The sequence below is a fragment of the Pseudogulbenkiania sp. NH8B genome (assembly GCF_000283535.1).
Taxonomy (GTDB): Bacteria; Pseudomonadota; Gammaproteobacteria; order Burkholderiales; family Chromobacteriaceae; genus Pseudogulbenkiania; species Pseudogulbenkiania ferrooxidans.
Genome location: NC_016002.1, coordinates 3,930,349 through 3,946,690, shown reverse-complemented (window position 1 = coordinate 3,946,690; position 16,342 = coordinate 3,930,349). Strand labels below are relative to the sequence as shown.

General features: G+C 68.4%; 16 protein-coding genes. 9 read left to right on the top strand and 7 right to left on the bottom strand.

Going from position 1 to position 16,342, the window contains the following annotated elements; genetic code table 11:
* Positions 1-166: 166 nt before the first annotated feature.
* Positions 167-1,210, bottom strand: a complete 1,044-nt coding sequence (locus NH8B_RS18235; protein ID WP_014088567.1) for a YeiH family protein — start codon at positions 1,208-1,210, stop codon at positions 167-169.
* A gap of 112 nt (positions 1,211-1,322) precedes the next feature.
* On the opposite strand from NH8B_RS18235, the gene NH8B_RS18230 reads away from it, so the two are divergent.
* The 8 genes from NH8B_RS18230 to NH8B_RS18195 all read left to right on the top strand — a co-directional run bounded on the left by NH8B_RS18230 (position 1,323) and on the right by NH8B_RS18195 (position 9,213).
* Positions 1,323-2,195 carry a LysR family transcriptional regulator gene (locus tag NH8B_RS18230; protein WP_014088566.1) on the top strand — a complete coding sequence of 291 codons (873 nt, stop codon included), beginning with the start codon at positions 1,323-1,325 and terminating at the stop codon, positions 2,193-2,195.
* Positions 2,196-2,400: 205 nt separating this feature from the next.
* Positions 2,401-3,471 (top strand): homoserine dehydrogenase, encoded by a 1,071-nt coding sequence (locus NH8B_RS18225; protein ID WP_014088565.1) that lies wholly within the window; start codon positions 2,401-2,403, stop codon positions 3,469-3,471.
* A gap of 2 nt (positions 3,472-3,473) precedes the next feature.
* Entirely contained in the window at positions 3,474-4,904 is a 1,431-nt protein-coding gene (locus NH8B_RS18220) for an aldehyde dehydrogenase family protein (RefSeq protein WP_148283003.1), read from the top strand.
* Positions 4,905-4,957: 53 nt separating this feature from the next.
* Entirely contained in the window at positions 4,958-5,746 is a 789-nt protein-coding gene (locus NH8B_RS18215; RefSeq protein WP_014088563.1) for an ABC transporter ATP-binding protein, read from the top strand.
* Between the two features lie 20 nt (positions 5,747-5,766).
* A complete protein-coding gene (locus NH8B_RS18210) occupies positions 5,767-6,555 on the top strand; it encodes a transporter substrate-binding domain-containing protein (RefSeq protein WP_014088562.1) in 789 nt (262 codons plus the stop codon).
* A 55-nt stretch (positions 6,556-6,610) separates the two neighbouring features.
* Positions 6,611-7,279 carry an ABC transporter permease subunit gene (locus tag NH8B_RS18205; RefSeq protein WP_008952199.1) on the top strand — a complete coding sequence of 223 codons (669 nt, stop codon included), beginning with the start codon at positions 6,611-6,613 and terminating at the stop codon, positions 7,277-7,279.
* An 11-nt stretch (positions 7,280-7,290) separates the two neighbouring features.
* Positions 7,291-7,980, top strand: coding sequence for an ABC transporter permease (locus NH8B_RS18200; RefSeq protein WP_014088561.1), 690 nt, complete (start codon positions 7,291-7,293; stop codon positions 7,978-7,980).
* Between the two features lie 63 nt (positions 7,981-8,043).
* Positions 8,044-9,213 (top strand): trans-sulfuration enzyme family protein, encoded by a 1,170-nt coding sequence (locus tag NH8B_RS18195; RefSeq protein WP_014088560.1) that lies wholly within the window; start codon positions 8,044-8,046, stop codon positions 9,211-9,213.
* Between the two features lie 52 nt (positions 9,214-9,265).
* On the opposite strand, the gene NH8B_RS18190 is transcribed toward NH8B_RS18195, so the two are convergent.
* The 6 genes from NH8B_RS18190 to NH8B_RS18165 all read right to left on the bottom strand — a co-directional run bounded on the left by NH8B_RS18190 (position 9,266) and on the right by NH8B_RS18165 (position 13,434).
* Positions 9,266-9,721 (bottom strand): Lrp/AsnC family transcriptional regulator, encoded by a 456-nt coding sequence (locus tag NH8B_RS18190; RefSeq protein WP_014088559.1) that lies wholly within the window; start codon positions 9,719-9,721, stop codon positions 9,266-9,268.
* 72 nt (positions 9,722-9,793) lie between these two features.
* Positions 9,794-10,273 carry an Lrp/AsnC family transcriptional regulator gene (locus NH8B_RS18185; RefSeq protein ID WP_014088558.1) on the bottom strand — a complete coding sequence of 160 codons (480 nt, stop codon included), beginning with the start codon at positions 10,271-10,273 and terminating at the stop codon, positions 9,794-9,796.
* A 22-nt stretch (positions 10,274-10,295) separates the two neighbouring features.
* Positions 10,296-11,027: a hypothetical protein gene (locus tag NH8B_RS18180; protein ID WP_232503500.1), complete on the bottom strand. Its 732-nt coding sequence runs from the start codon at positions 11,025-11,027 to the stop codon at positions 10,296-10,298.
* A 382-nt stretch (positions 11,028-11,409) separates the two neighbouring features.
* The gene (locus NH8B_RS18175; protein ID WP_014088556.1) at positions 11,410-12,348 is read right to left on the bottom strand and encodes a homoserine kinase; all 939 of its coding nucleotides are present in this window, start codon (positions 12,346-12,348) and stop codon (positions 11,410-11,412) included.
* A gap of 10 nt (positions 12,349-12,358) precedes the next feature.
* Complete coding sequence (locus NH8B_RS18170; RefSeq protein WP_014088555.1) at positions 12,359-12,679, bottom strand: DUF2782 domain-containing protein; 321 nt, start codon at positions 12,677-12,679, stop codon at positions 12,359-12,361.
* A gap of 26 nt (positions 12,680-12,705) precedes the next feature.
* Entirely contained in the window at positions 12,706-13,434 is a 729-nt protein-coding gene (locus NH8B_RS18165; RefSeq protein WP_008952207.1) for an LOG family protein, read from the bottom strand.
* A gap of 15 nt (positions 13,435-13,449) precedes the next feature.
* On the opposite strand from NH8B_RS18165, the gene polA reads away from it, so the two are divergent.
* Positions 13,450-16,221, top strand: coding sequence for a DNA polymerase I (gene polA / locus NH8B_RS18160; RefSeq protein ID WP_083844271.1), 2,772 nt, complete (start codon positions 13,450-13,452; stop codon positions 16,219-16,221).
* The last annotated feature ends 121 nt before the right edge of the window (positions 16,222-16,342 follow it).

The following is a 16,342-nucleotide window of genomic DNA, read 5'->3' as shown; positions in this document are numbered from 1 at the left end:
TGAGTGCCGGCGGTGCTCTGAGCGTGCGAATCTATCGCTGAGCCAATCGAAGATTGGCACGCAGAGATTCGCTCAGCCATGATCCTCATGGACTCCGTGTCCATTCCGGTTCCTGTGTTCCGGCGGCACTCAACCTGTTTCGGCTCGCTCGCCTACTGGAATAGGCTCACTTCAGCAACACACCCACCCCGGCGTTCACCAGCGCGCCGCCGACGATCAGCCAGCCGCACAGGCACGCCGCCAGCCCGAGCGGGGCGAGGCCGGCACGGCGGATCGCCGACACCTGGGTGTGCAGTCCCAGCGCGCCCATCGCTGCCGCCAGCAGCAGGGTATCGAGCTGCAGCAGCCCGGCACGCCAGGAGGACGGCAGCCAGCCCAGCGAGTTGACGCCGGCCAGCACGACGAAACCCAGCGCGAACCACGGAATGGTGAGGCGACGCGCGTTGTCGCCGCTGGTGCCGCGTTCGCGCCGTGCCTGGAACGCCGACAGCAGCAGCAGGAACGGCGCCAGCATCATCACCCGCATCATCTTGGCGATCACCGCCACCTCGGCCGCCTGCTCGCTCACCGCGCGACCGGCCGCCACCACCTGCGCCACCTCGTGCAGCGTCGAGCCGGCGAACAGCCCGAAATGCCGGCTATCCAGGCCGTGCAGCCCGGCCGCCTGGGCCAGCGCGTAGAGCCCGGGGTAGAGGAACATGCCCAGCGTGCCGAACACCACCACGGTGGCCACCGCCACCGCCACCTTCTCGGCCCCGCCGCGCGCCACCGGCTCGGTGGCCAGCACCGCCGCCGCACCGCAGATGGCGCTGCCGGCGCCGATCAGCATGGCGCTGTCGCGCTCCAGTCCGAACCAGCGCGGGCCGAGCCAGCACGCCAGCAGGAAGGTGCTGGAGAGCATCACGACGTCGATCAGGACGCCGGCCGGGCCGACCGCGGCGATGTCCTGCAGCGTCAGGCGCAGCCCGAACAGCACGATGCCCAGGCGCAGCAGGCGCTGCTTGGCGAGCTGCACGCCGCTGTCGCAGCGCGGCGCCAGCATCGGGTAGACGCTGTTGCCCAGGGCGATGCCGCCGACGATGGCGAGCGTCAGCGCCGACAGGCCGAGCTGTTGCAGTGCCGGGAGGGTAGCCAGGAGTAGTGCCGCTGTCGCCAGCAGCAGGGTCAGTGCCAGGCCGGGCAGCGTCTTTCGGATGTATGGAATAAACATAGCGTCAAATGGAATAAGTGGGGGTGACGCCACGATAGCGCTCGGCAATTCAGTGGTAAAACGGATAAAATTACTGATATCAATTAGTAAAACCGATTAAGAAGGCGCGACCATGACGCTCAAACTCACCCTGCGCGAACTGGCGGTGTTCGTCGCCGTGGCGGACTGCGCCACCGTGACGCGCGCCGCCGATACCCTGGCGATGACCCAATCGGCCGCCAGCCAGGCGCTGGCATCGCTGGAGAGCGGGCTGGCGGCGGCGCTGTTCGACCGCGTCGGCCGACGCCTGCTGCTCAACGAGCACGGCCGGCTGCTGCTGCCGCGGGCGCGCGCCCTGCTCGATCAGGCGCAGGAGCTGCAGGGGCTGTTCAGCGGCGGCGCCATCGACCTGCGCCTGGGCGCCAGCACCACGGTGGCCAATTACCTGCTGCCGGAGCGCATCGCCGCGTTCCGCCTGGCCCACCCGCAGGCGCGGGTCGAGCTGGAGGTGGCCAATACCCGCGACATCGTCGACGCGGTGGCGGCGTTCCGCGTCGACGCCGGCTTCATCGAGGGGCCGTGCCACCATCCCGAGCTGGTGGTGACGCCGTGGCTGGACGACGAGCTGGTGCCGTTCTGCGCCGCCGCGCATCCACTGGCGGGGCGAGAGCTGACGCTGGAGGAGCTGGCGGCGGCGCCGTGGCTGCTGCGCGAGCCCGGCTCCGGCACGCGCGAGGAGGTGGAGCGGCTGCTGTTGGCGCAGCTGGGCCGCGTCAACCTGGTGATGGAGCTGGGCAACTCCGAGGCGCTCAAGCGCGCGGTGGCGGCCGGGCTCGGCGTGAGCTGCCTGTCGCGGCGCGTGATCGACGACCTGCTGCGGGGCGGCAGCGTGGTGGAACTCGACACCGCCTTGCCGCGCCTGATGCGCCGCTTCCACCGCATCGTGCACCGCGACAAGACCCTCACCCAGGGCCTCAGCCAGTTCCTCGACATGGCGGGCGACTGAGCCCCCGCTTGGCCAACCTTCGCACTCCCCGGGCCGTCCCGCACGGGTCATTCCGCCCGGTTGCGGCGCCGACCTGACAGAGTGTTAGGCCGGCTTGTCGCTTTGCCTGAAAAACCCCGTTAAATCAGCCGATTAGCAAGCTGTGCGCGAGCGTTCGGATGCCTAGAATTTCCCTGCGGTTCCACTAACTCGACGGGGAAATACGATGCAATTGAATCTGGCATTAATCGGCTACGGCGGCGTCAACCAGGGTCTGGTCGACGTGCTCCGGCAGAAGCAGGCGCGGCTGCAACGGCAGCACGACCTGACGCTCAACATCGTCGCGGTGACCGACCTGCGCGGCGGCCTGGTGTGGAACCGCGGCGGGCTGGATCTCGCTGCGCTGGCCGCGGTGCCGGCCAACGGCTTCTCGTTCCGCGAGCTGGCCGGCAGCGACGGCGGCTACCATCCCGAACTCACCCTGGAGCGCACGCTCGAGCTGCTGGCCGCCGACTTCATCGACGTGGTGGTGGAAGCCACCTTCACCGACCCCGCCAGCGGTGAGCCGGCGCTGACGCACTGCAAGGCCGCGCTGGCACACGGCAAGCACGTCGTCACCACCAACAAAGGCCCCATTGCGCTGGCGCTCTCCACGCTGCAGCAGCTCGCCGAGTCCGGCCGCGCCCGCCTCAAGTACGAAGGCGCGGTGATGAGCGGCACGCCGGTGCTGCGCCAGCTCTCCACCACGCTGCGCGGCTGCGACTTCAACGGTTTCGCCGGCATCCTCAACGGCACCTCCAATTTCGTGCTGGGCCAGGTCGAGCAGGGGCGCTCGATGGCCGAGGCGATCCGCGAGGCGCAACGGCTGGGCTACGCCGAGGCCAACCCGGCGGCCGACATCGATGGCCACGACGTGCAGCTCAAGGTCACCATCCTCGCCAACGCGCTGTGGGACGCCCGCCTGCAGCCGGGCGACGTGCCGTGCCGGGGCATCACCCAGCTGTCCGAGGACGACATCCGCGCCGCGCGCGCCGAGGGTGGCGCCTGGAAACTGATCGGCCAGGCCACGCGCCAGGCCGACGGCCGCCTCGCCGCCAGCGTCGCGCCGCAGCGCCTGCCCGCCGGCCATCCCTTGCTGGCCGCCACCGGCGCCACCAACGCCATCGCCTTCGACACCGACCTGCTGGGCCGGGTGACGATCAGCGGCCCGGGCGCCGGCCGCGTCGAAACCGCCTTCGCCATCCTGTCCGATCTGATCGAGCTCGCCGACGAGCTCGCCATCCCGCACAAGGAGTGACCATGGACCGCGCAGAACCCCCGATCATGGCCGCCACGCGTCAGCCGGCGCTGGCGGTGTACGCCAAGTTCGACGGCGCGCCGCTGGGCGAGGTGGCGCTCACCCCGGCCGAGGCCGCCGACGCCATCGTGGCGCGCGCCGAAGCCGGACGCCACGCCGCGCGCGCGCTGCCGCGCCACGAGCGTGCCCGCCTGCTCGGCGCCGTGGCCGACGAGGTCGAGCAGCACGCCGAGGAGTTCGCCCGCACCATCGCGCTGGAAGCCGGCAAGGTGATGCGCCAGGCGCGCAAGGAAGTGGCGCGCTGCGTCAACACGCTGCGGCTGTCGGCCGAGGAGGCCAAGCGCCTCGCCGGCGAAGTCATCCCGTTCAGCGCCTACCCCGGCTCGGAGAACCGCAGCGGCCATTACACGCTGGAGCCGCTCGGCGTGATCCTCGCCATCACGCCGTTCAACGACCCGCTCAACCTGGTGGCGCACAAGCTCGGCCCGGCGCTGGCCGCCGGCAACGCGGTGATCCTCAAGCCGTCGAAACTGGCGCCGCTGTCGGCGCAACGGCTGGTCGAGGCGTTCTGGCGCGCCGGCTTGCCGCGCCAGGCGCTGCAGATTGTGCACGGCGAGCGCGCGCTGGTGGAGCGCCTGGTGGCCGACCGCCGCATCCGCATGATCTCGTTCACCGGCGGCCCGGAAACCGGCGAGGCCATCATGCGCCAGGCCGGGCTGAAGAAGATGGCGATGGACCTCGGCGGCAACGCCCCGGTCATCGTTACCGCCGACGCCGACCTCGACGACGCCGTGGCGAGCTGCGTCTCCGGCGCGTTCTGGGCCGCCGGGCAGAACTGCATCGGCACCCAGCGCATCCTGGTCGCCGCCGCGATCTACCCGCCGTTCGTGGAGCGCTTCGCGCTCGCCACCGGGCGCCTGCGCGTCGGCAACCCGCTCGACGAGGAGGCCGACATGGGGCCGATGATCAGCGAGGCCGAGGCGCGGCGCATCGAGGGCTGGGTCGAGGAGGCGGTCGGGCAGGGCGCGCGCGTGCTCACCGGGCACCGCCGCGACGGCGCGCTGTACGCCCCCACGGTGCTGCTCGACGTGCCGCGCACGGCGCGCGTGTGGCGCGACGAGGTATTCGCCCCGGTGGTGTCGATCGTGCCGTTCTCCGACCTCGATCAGGCGGTGGCGCTCGCCAACGACTCGGAAAGCAGCCTGCACGCCGGGGTGTTCAGCCGCGATCTCGACACCGCGCTGACGTTGGCCGAAGCGCTCGAGGCCGGCGGCGTGATGATCAACGACTCCTCCGACTACCGCTTCGACGGCATGCCGTTCGGCGGCGCCAAGTACGGCAGCCTGGGGCGCGAAGGGGTGCGCTTCGCGGTGCACGAGATGTCGCAGCCCAAGGTGTTCTGCCTGCGCCGCCAGCCGGCGCCCCGTTCCTGAACCCGCGCCGCACCGCCGGAGGGCGGCGGCGCGGCATCCACAAGGAGTACGCGATGAGCGACGGCAACAGCCGCGAGGTGCTGCGGGTCGAGGACCTGCACAAATCCTTCGGCGGCATCGAAATCCTCAAGGGCATCACGCTGGCGGCCAAGCCGCACGACGTGATCAGCATCCTGGGCAGCAGCGGTTCCGGGAAGAGCACCTTCCTGCGCTGCATCAACTTCCTGGAAACCCCGGACTGCGGCCGCATCAGCGTCAACGGCGAGCAGATCCGCCTGCGCCAGGACGGCAAGCGCGGCGCCTTCGTCGCCGAGGACCCGGCGCAGATCGTCAAGATGCGCCGCAAGCTGGCGATGGTGTTCCAGCAGTTCAACCTGTGGGCGCACATGACGGTGCTGCAGAACGTGATGTTCGCGCCGATGCGCGTGCTGAAGATCGACAAGAAGGACGCCGAGCTCACCGCGCTGGCGATGCTGGAGAAGGTCGGCCTGGCGGAAAAGCGCCACCACTACCCGAGCCAGCTCTCCGGCGGCCAGCAGCAGCGCGTCGCCATCGCCCGCGCGCTGGCCATGGAGCCCGACGTGATGCTGTTCGACGAGCCGACCTCGGCGCTCGACCCGGAGCTGGTGGGCGAGGTGCTGAAGGTGATGCGCGCGCTGGCCGAGGACGGCCGCACCATGCTGGTGGTCACGCACGAGATGGGTTTCGCGCGCGAAGTGGCGAGCCGCGTGGTGTTCCTGCATCAGGGCCGGGTGGAGGAGGACGGCCCGCCGCACGAGGTGTTTACCAGCCAGAAGTCGCCTCGTTTCCAGAAGTTCCTGTCCAGCATGTCCAACAAGTAAAACATCCGGAGAAATAGACCATGAAACGTATCGTTCAAGCCTTGCTCATCGGCGCCGCCGTCGCCACTTCCAGCGCCCACGCCGAGGACGTCGTCCGCATCGGCACGCTGGCCGATTACGCCCCGTTCGAATACCGCGACCCGAGCGGCCAGCTCAAGGGCATGGAGATCGAACTGGGCCAGCAGATGTGCCAGCACATGCGGGTCAAGTGCCAGTGGGTGACCATGGACTTCGACGCGCTGATTCCGGCGCTCAAGGCGCACAAGATCGACGCCGCGCTGGCGCAGATGTCGGTCAACCCGGAGCGCCTCAAGACCGTCGACTTCAGCCGCATCTTCACCATCGCCCCGGTGCAGTACGTCGCCAAGGGCCTCACCGGCATCAGCGACAACCCGGCTTCGCTGCGCGGCAAGACGGTGGGGGTGCAAAGCGGCTCGATCCATGAGAGCTACCTCAAGACGCGCCTGCCCAGCGCCAGCTCGGGCATCGAGATGAAGGTCTACCAGGGCCTCGACCAGGCCTGGCTCGACCTGCAGGCCGGCCGCATCCAGGCGGTGCTGGCGGACAGCACGGTGGGGCTCGACTGGATCACCAAGGAGGGCCGCAAGGGCGGCTTCGTGCTGGTCGGCAAGCCGGTTTCCGACCCGGAAATCTTCGGCGAGGGCACCGCCGTGGCGGTGCGCAAGGGCGACGCCAAGCTGAAGGCGCGCTTCGACCAGGCCATCGCCACGGTGCTCGGCAACGGCAGCTTCGCCGCGGTCAACAAGCAGTACTTCCCGTTCAGCATCGCCCCCGTGGCGGCCAAGTAAGGCCAGGGCCGGCGCCCGCTCGCCGGCCTTTTCTTCCACCACGAGGAACACAACCATGAACGATCTGGCCGACTACGCCAACCAGCTCCTGGCCGGGGCGCTGGTGACCATCGAGCTGGCGCTGACGTCGCTGCTGTTCGGGCTGCTGCTGGGCCTGGCGGCGGCGTGGGCCAAGCTGGCGCCAAGCCCCTGGCTGCGCCACCCGGTGACCTTGCTCAGCAACGTGCTGCGCGGCATCCCGGAGTTCCTGATCATCCTGATCTTCTACTTCGGCCTCTCCAACTTCCTCGCCGACCATTTCGACGGCGCCATCGAGATCAGCCCGTTCTTCGGCGGCGTGTTCGCGCTGTCGATCATCTTCGCGGCGTATTCGTCCGAGGTGTTCCGCGGCGCCTTTCTCGAGGTCGGCCGCGGCCAGCTCGAGGCCGGCCAGGCGTACGGGCTCAACCGCTTCCAGCTGTTCTGCTTCATCCGCCTGCCGCTGGCGTGGCGCACCGCGCTGCCCAGTCTCAACAACATGTGGCAGTCGCTGCTCAAGGACACCTCGCTGATCTCGGTGGTGGGGCTGGAGGACATGCTGCGCAAGGCGCAGATCGGGGCGCAGTACACCAAGCAGCCGTTCCTGTTCTACGCCGCGGTGGCGCTGGTCTACCTGCTGTTGCTGGCCGCCTCCAACCCGCTGTTCGGGGCGCTGGAAAAATCCGCCAACAAGGGCTTCCGCTGAGGAGAACGACGATGCTTTACGACTACCTGGGATTCGCGTTCGAGCACGGACAGGAACTGCTGGACGGGCTGTGGATCACGCTCAAGCTGCTGGCGCTGTCCTCGCTGGGGGGCTTTTTGCTGGCGCTGCCGCTGGCGGTGGCCAGGGTGTCGCCGAACCGCACCGTGGCGGCGCTGGCGCGCGGCTACTCGGCGCTGTTTCGCGGCACCCCGCTGTTGGTGCAGATCTTCATCCTCTACTACGGCTTCAGCCAGTTCGAGGCGGTGCGCAACTCGCCGGCGTGGTTCGTGCTGGCCGACGCCTTCAACTGCGCGCTGCTGGCGCTGACGCTGAATATCGCCGCCTATATGGCGGAAGACCTGCGCGCCGGTATCATCGGGGTCCCGCACGGCGAGAAGGAGGCGGCACTGGCCTACGGCATGGGCCGGTTCGGCAGCTACCTCCACATCATCCTGCCGCGCGCCATCGGCATCGCCGCCCCGGCGCTGGGCAACGAGGTGGTGTCGCAGCTCAAGGCCAGCGCCCTGGCCAGCGTGATCACGGTGCTGGAGATGACCGGCGTGGCGCGGCGCTTCTCGGCGCAGAGCTACAGCACCGATCCGCTGATCGTGGCCGGCCTGCTCTACGTCGCGGTCACGCTGCTGCTCTCGCTGCTGGCGAGGTTGGCCGAACGCAGGATCAATTGCCATCAGCCGCGCTGAGCTGATGGCACTCGCCGCCGTCCGGCAAGGGGCCGGACGCGGCGCATAACGGAGAAAGAGAACATGGCATACAGGCCCGAAACCCTGGTGGTGCACGCCGACTACGACGTCACCGACGACAAGACCGTGGCACCGTCCATCCATTATTCCGCCACCTTCAAGGCGGCCGACGCCGCCGAGTTCGCGGACATGTCGGAAATCCCGCAGCACCCGCGCAACTACACCCGCTACGGCAACCCGGTGCACGAGCGCGTGAAGAAGATCATGGCCGAGCTGGAAGGCACCGAAACCGCGCTGGTCACCGCCTCGGGCATGGGCGCGGTGGCGGCCACGCTGCTCACCTTCGTCGCGGCCGGCGACCACGTCATCGGCCAGACCAGCCACTACATGAGCACCACGCGCCTCATGGACGAGATGCTGCGCCGTTTCGGCGTCGAGGTGACTTTCGTCGAGCAGGGCGACCCGGAGGCGTTCCGCCGCGCCATCCGTCCCAACACCAAGTTCATCATGCTGGAAACCCCGGCCAACCCGTTGCTGACGCTGACCGATCTCGCCGCGATCACCGCCATCGCGCGCGAGCACGGCGTGCTGACCATCGCCGACAACACCTTCGCCACCCCGCTCAACCAGCGCCCGCACGACCTCGGCGTCGACATCGTGCTGCACAGCGCCACCAAGTACCTGGGCGGCCACCACGACCTCACCGCCGGCGTGATCTGCTGCAGCCACGAGCAGGCCGAGCGCATCTGGAAGACGCACATCACGCTGGGCTCGGTGCTGTCGCCGATGGACGCCTGGCTGCTGCTGCGCGGGCTGCGCACGCTGCCGATGCGCATCGAGCGCATCAACGCCAACGCCCAGGCGCTGGCCGAGACGCTGGAAGCCCATCCCAAGATCGAATCGGTGCTCTACCCGGGGCTCGCCAGCCACCCGCAGCACGAGCTGGCGCGGCGGCAGATGCGCGGCGGCAGCGGCATCGTGGCGTTCTCGGTGCGGGGTGGCTACGCCGAGGCCGAGCGCTTCGTCTCGCTGCTCGAGCTGCCGCTCAACGCCGCCAGCCTGGGCGGGGTCGATTCGCTGGTGATCCACACTGCGGCGATGTGGGCCGGCACCATGACGCCCGAGCAGATGGCGGCGTCGGGCATTCCGCTCAACGCCCTCCGTTACGCGGTCGGCGTGGAGCACATCGACGACATCAAGGCCGACGTGCTGCAGGCGCTGGAACGGCTGTAACGGCGGAACGGGAGGGGGCCGGGGGCGGGCGCCCCGGCCTCGTCAGGGGAGGTCAGGGGTGCAGGCGGTCGACCACAGACGACAGCACGAAATGCGTCTTGGTGTTTTCCACCCCGGGCAGGCTGGAAATGACCGACCAGATCTCGTTGATGCGCTCGTGCGAGCGCGCCTCCACCGTCAGCAGCAGGTCGATGTCCCCGCTCAGCACCGCGCAGTAGGTCACCTCGGGGATCGCCGCGATGGCGCGCGTGACGTCGCTGCCGCGCATGCGGTCCTTGCGGTAGACCTGTATCACCGCCGGCACCAGGGTCTCGCTGCCGTGCGGGCGCTTCTGGCGGATGGTGTAGGCCGCGATCACGCCGTGCGCCTCCAGGCGGTCGATGCGCTGGCGCGTGGCCTGGCGCGACAGCCCCACCTTCAGCGCCAGCGTCGACACCGGGGTGCGCGCGTCGCGCGACAGTTCGTTGAGAATCTTGCGGTCGATGGTGTCGAGGTCGTTATCGTGCATGGTCTCTCCCTCCGGGCGGGTGGCGCCGGGTCAAGGGCTGGGCAGGAATGAGGGTGCCGGGCGCGGCGCGGGCTAGCCTTCCGCGCCCTCGAGCGGCACGAACAGGCTGGTTTTCAGGGTATTCAGCACCACGTTGGTGGTGATGCGCCGGATCATCGGGTTGCCCTTCATCACCTCGGCGGTGAGCCGGTCGTAGCTCTCCACGTCCCGCGTGGTGATGATGGCGATCAGGTCGGCCGAGCCGGTCACGTAGTAAATCTGCTGGATCGCGTCGACGTGGCGCGCCCACTCGCGAAACCGCGCCACCGTGTCGTAGTTGTCGCGCTCGATTTCCAGCGCCGCGATGAAGGTCATGGGGCGGCCGACCACGGCCTGGTCCAGCACCGCGATCTCCGCCGCAATGATCTTTTCGCTGCGCAGCCGTTTAAGGCGCTTTTGCACGGCGGAGGTCGACAGCCCCAGTTGCGCGGCGATCGCCTCGGCCTTGAGCGAGCAGTCGCGCTGCACCAGCACCAGAATCTTGCGGTCGAAGGCGTCGAGAGTAGCGGGCATGGCGAAGTCCAATCCAGCGGGGTTACAGGTAGAAGGGATGCGCGGGGCTCACCCCGGCGCACGCTCTGACCTGATCGAGCGCCGCCATCAGCGCGTCCCGCGCTTCCGCCGCGGAGCCCGCGAAGCGCACCGGGGGTAGCGCCAGAGTATCGATTTCGTGCGGCAGGCGATAGGGCCGCTCGTTGCCGAACTCGCCCTTGGCGATCAGCGCCGTGCCCCGCATGCCGAGCAGGCTCAGGCACAGATAGCCCGACGCGTTCGACCGCAGCGCCTGCCACAGCGGGGCGTACACCGTGTCGAGTTGCCGCAGCAGCGGGATTTCGTACGAGCCCGGCCACCAGACGCGGGGCTCGCTCGACCACAGCCCGCAGGGCAGGGCCGCCACGATTTCCACGGCACCGTCGCTTGCCACGCCGGCGTAGGCGCCGACCCGACCCGCGCGGTCGCGCGCCGAGCAGACCAGCGGGGCGGCGGCCTCGTCGCGCCAGTCCGGCAGCGGCACGTTGAGCGGCCGCAGCGCCGCCAGCCAGGGCCGCGCCGCCGCGAGTTGTTCATGGCTTGGTGCCGGCGCCTCGGCGACCAGCAGGCAGACCCATTTCGGGCCGGCCGCCATCGGAGCCAGCGTGGCCCCGCCGGCCAGCGCGGCTAGGCGTTGCTCGACGCGCCGGGAAAGGACAAACGGCAGTTCGGACATAGCTCCTCCTTCGTCATGCAGCCACGGCTCGGCTCCCGTTCCACCGCGTCTCGGTGCCACGGGGCGGAACACCGCGACGCCGCTATTGCGCTCCATTTTGCCGTGGCGATACGTCTGCCAGACATCGAATAAGCGACTGAAATCGACGAAATGCCGCGCAATATCGGCAAATCAGTCCGCCATTCCGCGACAAAGCGCACGGCTGGCTACGGCGCGCGTTATCGCGCCAAGCGACGGGTTCAGACTGGTGGCGACAGGAGCGTCCCGCCTCGCGCGGCAGCCGCTGCAATGGCTGATCGTCCGGGGTATAGCGCAGTGTCGGTGCGGTGATGGCCGGGAGTCGGGGGGCGCGGAGAAGGGTCGGGGCGGAACGAGGCGGAAGCCGCCAGGGGGCTGGCGGCGGCGCCCGGGCTCGGGATCGCCGAGACCGGGTGCGGGGCGCTTACAGCCAGAAGTCGCTGCGCGTGCGGTGCGCTTCGACCAGGCGCTGGAACACCTTGGGGTCCTTGGTGTAGGTCAGTTCGCCTTCCTGGGGCTGGTACAGGTCCAGCAGGCGCGAGGTCCAGAAACGCAGCGCGGCGGCGCGCAGCATCACCGGCCAGCCGCGCTTTTCCTCGGCCTCGAACGGGCGGATCGACTGGTAACCGGCCAAGAGCGTGCGCGCCAGCTCGCCGTCGATCTCGCCGTCGGGACGGCGTGCCCAGTCGTTGACGGCGATCGCCACGTCGTACAGCAGCACGTCGTTGCAGGCGTAGTAGAAGTCGATGAAGCCGGCGATGGCGTCGCCGTTCATCAGCACGTTGTCCTTGAACAGGTCGGCGTGGACCACCCCGGTGGGCAGGTGGTCGAAGCGGTGGCTGTCCTGGAAGTGCACCTCGGCGCGCAGGCTGGCGGCGTCGGCCTCGTCCATGTAGGGGTAGACTGTGGCGGCGGTCTGGCTCCACCAGCGCGGGCCGCGCGGGTTGTGCATCTTGCGCGGGAAGGTGGCGCCGGCCAGGTGCAGCTGCGCCAGCATCTCGCCCACGGCGCGGCACTGCGCCGCGTTCGGCGCCTCCACGTCGCTGCCGGGCAGGCAGGTCACCAGGCAGGCCGGCTTGCCGGCCAGCAGCGAGGCGAAGTTGTCGGTGTGGTCGGCGATCGGCGCCGGGCAGGCCACGCCGTGGCGCGCCAGGTGGCTCATCAGTTCGAGGTAGTAGGGCAGCTCGTCGAGCTTCAGCACCTCGAAGATGGTCAGCACGTAGCGGCCGTGCGTGGTGGTGACGAAGTAGTTGGTGTTGGTGATGCCGGCGGCGATGCCCTTGAGCTCGACCAGCTCGCCCAGCGCGTAGCGCTCGAGCCATTGTGCCAGGGTGTCGTTGTCGACGGTGGTGTAAACCGACATGCCGCCCCCGTCAGAATCGGAACAGGACCCAGCGCGGGATTACCAGGCGCTGGTTCGAGTCGATCTGTCTCATGCTGCCGTTGCCTTCCTCGTCCATCAGGTAGTACGGCACGCCATGGGCGGGGGTGACCTTGATCATGTAGAGCTGACCGTTGATGCGGTATTCCTCGATCTTGTCGCTGCCCTTCTGGATGATGCGGACTTCGGGTTCCACGGCGGCGTTGGCGTCCGTCGCCACGGTGGGCGGCGGCGGGACCACCGCCTTGGCGGGGGGCGTGTCTGCCAGGGCCGGGACGGCCACGAGCAGGAGGAGGGGGAGCAGGCGGCGCATGGCGGCGTTCCTTGAGTTCATGAAGATTACAGATTGAGCAATTGTTCGCGTTCTTCCGGCAGTGCCTCGAAGCCACGCGTCTCGTAGTGCTTGAAGATGGCCTCGACGATCTGTTGCGGATCGTCGATCAGCTTCAGGAGGTCGAGGTCGTTGGGGTTGATCAGCTGGTCGCCGACCAGTCGCTCCTTCACCCAGTCGAGCAGGCCTTTCCAGAACTCGGTGCCGCACAGGATGATCGGAATCTTGCGGCTCTTGCCGGTCTGGATCAGCGTCAGCGCCTCGAACATCTCGTCCAGCGTGCCGAAGCCGCCCGGCATCACCACGTAGGCGATGGCGTGCTTGACGAACATCACCTTGCGCGGGAAGAAGTGGTTGAACTTGATCGACAGGTCCTGGTATTCGTTCGGCTTCTGCTCGTGCGGCAGCACGATGTTGAGCGCCACCGACGGGCTGCGGCCGTAGAAGGCGCCCTTGCTGGCGGCTTCCATGATGCCGGGGCCGCCGCCGGAAATGACCGAAAAGCCCGAATCCGACAAACGACGGGCGATTTCCTCGGCCAGCTTATAATAGGTGTGGTCTCGCGGGGTGCGGGCGCTGCCGAAGATGCTGACGGCGGGCTGGATCCCCTGCAATTCTTCCGCCGATTCGACGAATTCGGCCAGAATCTTCATCACGTGCCACGCTTCGCGCGAACGGAAACGCTGCATCGCGGCGTGACGGTCGCTCGTCTGCGGCAATTTATCGGACAAGCTCATAATTATTCGCCTTCTATGAAAACGTTATTATTGATCGACGGCTCTTCTTATCTGTATCGCGCTTTTCACGCCATGCCCGATTTACGTTCTCCGGAAGGTCAACCGACGGGAGCGATCTACGGCATGGTCAACATGCTGCGTCGCCTGGAGAAGGAGGTCCGGTTCGATTATAGCGCCTGCGTTTTTGACGCAAAAGGCAAGACCTTCCGCGACGAGCTCTATCCCGACTACAAAGCCAACCGGCCGTCGATGCCGGAGGAGCTGGCCAGCCAGATTACGGCGGTGCACGACGTGGTGCAAGCGTCCGGCTGGCCGATCCTGGTGGTGGACGGCGTCGAGGCCGACGACGTGATCGGCACGCTGACGCGCCAGGCGGAGGCGGCCGGCATGCAGGTGATCGTCTCCACCGGCGACAAGGACATCGCCCAGCTGGTGTCGCCGGTGGTGACGCTGGTCAACACCATGACCAACGAGACGCTGGACGAGGGCGGGGTGAAGGAGAAGTTCGGCGTGCCGCCGAACCTCATCATCGACTACCTGACGCTGATCGGCGACAAGGTCGACAACGTGCCGGGCGTCGACAAGTGCGGTCCCAAGACCGCGGTCAAATGGCTGGAACAGTACGGCTCGCTCGAGGCGGTGATGGCCAACGCCGCGGCCATCTCCGGCAAGGTCGGCGACAATCTGCGCGCCGCGCTCGACTGGCTGCCCAAGGGGCGCGAGCTGATCACCATCAAGTGCGACGTGCCGCTCGACGCCGAGATGCCGCAGGGCATGGAAACGCTGTTGCACCGCGAGCGCGACAAGCCGAAGCTGATCGAACTGTTCACCCGTTTCGGCTTCCGCAGCTGGCTGCGCGAGGTGAGCGACGCCAACGGCAGCGTCACGGCCGATGCCGCCGCCCCGGCTTCGGCCAACCCCGGCGTCAACGGCGAGCTGTTCGGCGCCGCCGAGGATGACGAGGCGCCCGCCGCCGCCGTCGAGCGCCGTTACGAGACCATCCTCACCGCGGCGCAGCTCGATGCCTGGCTCGCCAAGCTGGAGGCGGCGCCGGTGGTGTCGCTCGACACCGAAACCACCAGCCTCGACCAGATGGAAGCGCGCCTGGTCGGCATGAGCTTCTCGGTGACGGAAGGCGAGGCCGCCTACCTGCCGCTGGCGCACCACTACGCCGGCGTACCCGAGCAACTCGACCTCGACGCCACGCTGGCCCGGCTCAAGCCCTGGCTGGAGAACCCGGCCAGGAAGAAGCTCGGCCAGAACCTCAAGTACGACCGCCACGTGCTGGCCAACCACGGCATCGCGCTGGCCGGCGTGGCCGACGACACGCTGCTGGCGTCGTACGTGATCGAGAGCCACCTGACGCACAATATGGACGACCTGGCGCAGCGTCATCTGGGCGAGAGCACGGTGAGCTACGAGGAGATCTGCGGCAAGGGCGCCAAGCAGATCGGTTTCGCCGAGGTCGACATCGCGGTGGCGTCCAACTACGCCGCCGAGGACGCCGACATCACGCTGCGCCTCAACCGGGCCCTGGCCGGCAAGCTGGAAGGCCGCCTGGCCAGCGTGTACCGCGACATCGAGCTGCCGGTGGCCGAGGTGCTGTTCGCGATGGAGCGCAACGGCGTGCTGATCGACCGCCAAAGGTTGGCCGAACAAAGCCACCAGCTCGGCAGCCAGATGCTGCAACTGGAGCAGGAGGCCTACCAGCAGGCCGGCCAGCCGTTCAACCTCAACTCGCCCAAGCAGCTGCAGGAAATCCTGTTCGGCAAGCTCGGCATCGACACCAAGGGCGTCAAGAAGACCCCGTCCGGCGGCTTCTCCACCGACGAGTCGGTGCTCGAGCAGCTGGCGCTCGACCACCCGCTGCCCAAGCTGATCCTGCAATACCGGGGGCTGGCCAAGCTCAAGTCCACCTACACCGACAAGCTGCCGTCGCTGATCCGCCCCGACACCGGCCGCGTGCACACCAACTACGCGCAGGCGGTGGCGATCACCGGGCGCCTGGCGAGCTCCGACCCCAACCTGCAGAACATCCCGGTGCGCACCGCCGAGGGCCGGCGCGTGCGCGAAGCCTTCATCGCGCCGCCGGGCCACCGCATCGTCAGCGCCGACTACTCGCAGATCGAGCTCAGGATCATGGCGCACCTGTCGGACGACGCCAACATGCTGGCGGCCTTCGCCAGCGGCGAGGACATCCACAAGACCACCGCCGCCGAGGTGTTCGGCGTGACGCGCGAGCAGGTGACGTCGGAGCAACGCCGCGCCGCCAAGGCGATCAACTTCGGCCTGATCTACGGCATGAGCGCCTTCGGCCTGGCCGCCCAGCTCGACATCGAGCGCAACGCGGCGCAGCAGTACATCGACCGCTACTTCATGCGCTTCCCCGGCGTGGCCGACTACATGCAGCGCACCCGCGAGGCGGCGCGCGAGCAGGGCTACGTCGAGACCGTGTTCGGGCGCCGCCTCTATCTGCCGGAGATTCGCGCCAGCAATCCGGGCCGGCGCAGCGGCGCCGAGCGCGCCGCGATCAACGCGCCGATGCAGGGCACCGCCGCCGACCTGATCAAGCTGGCGATGATCGCGGTGCAGCGCTGGCTGGTGGCGGAAGGCCTGGCCAGCAAGCTGATCATGCAGGTGCACGACGAACTGGTACTGGAAGTGCCGGAAGCCGAACTGGCGCGGGTCAAGCAGCGGCTGCCGCAGATCATGGCCGGCGTGGCCGAGCTCAAGGTGCCGCTGCTGGCCGAAGTGGGGGCCGGGGAGAGCTGGGAGGCGGCGCACTGAGCGCGTCCGCCGCCTGCCGACCAACAACCGCCTACGGGCGGTTTTTTCTTGCCCGCTCGACCCGGCCGGGGCGGTCAGCTAGCGCGCCCGTGGTGATCGCCTCCTGCCCTTCGGTCCCGGC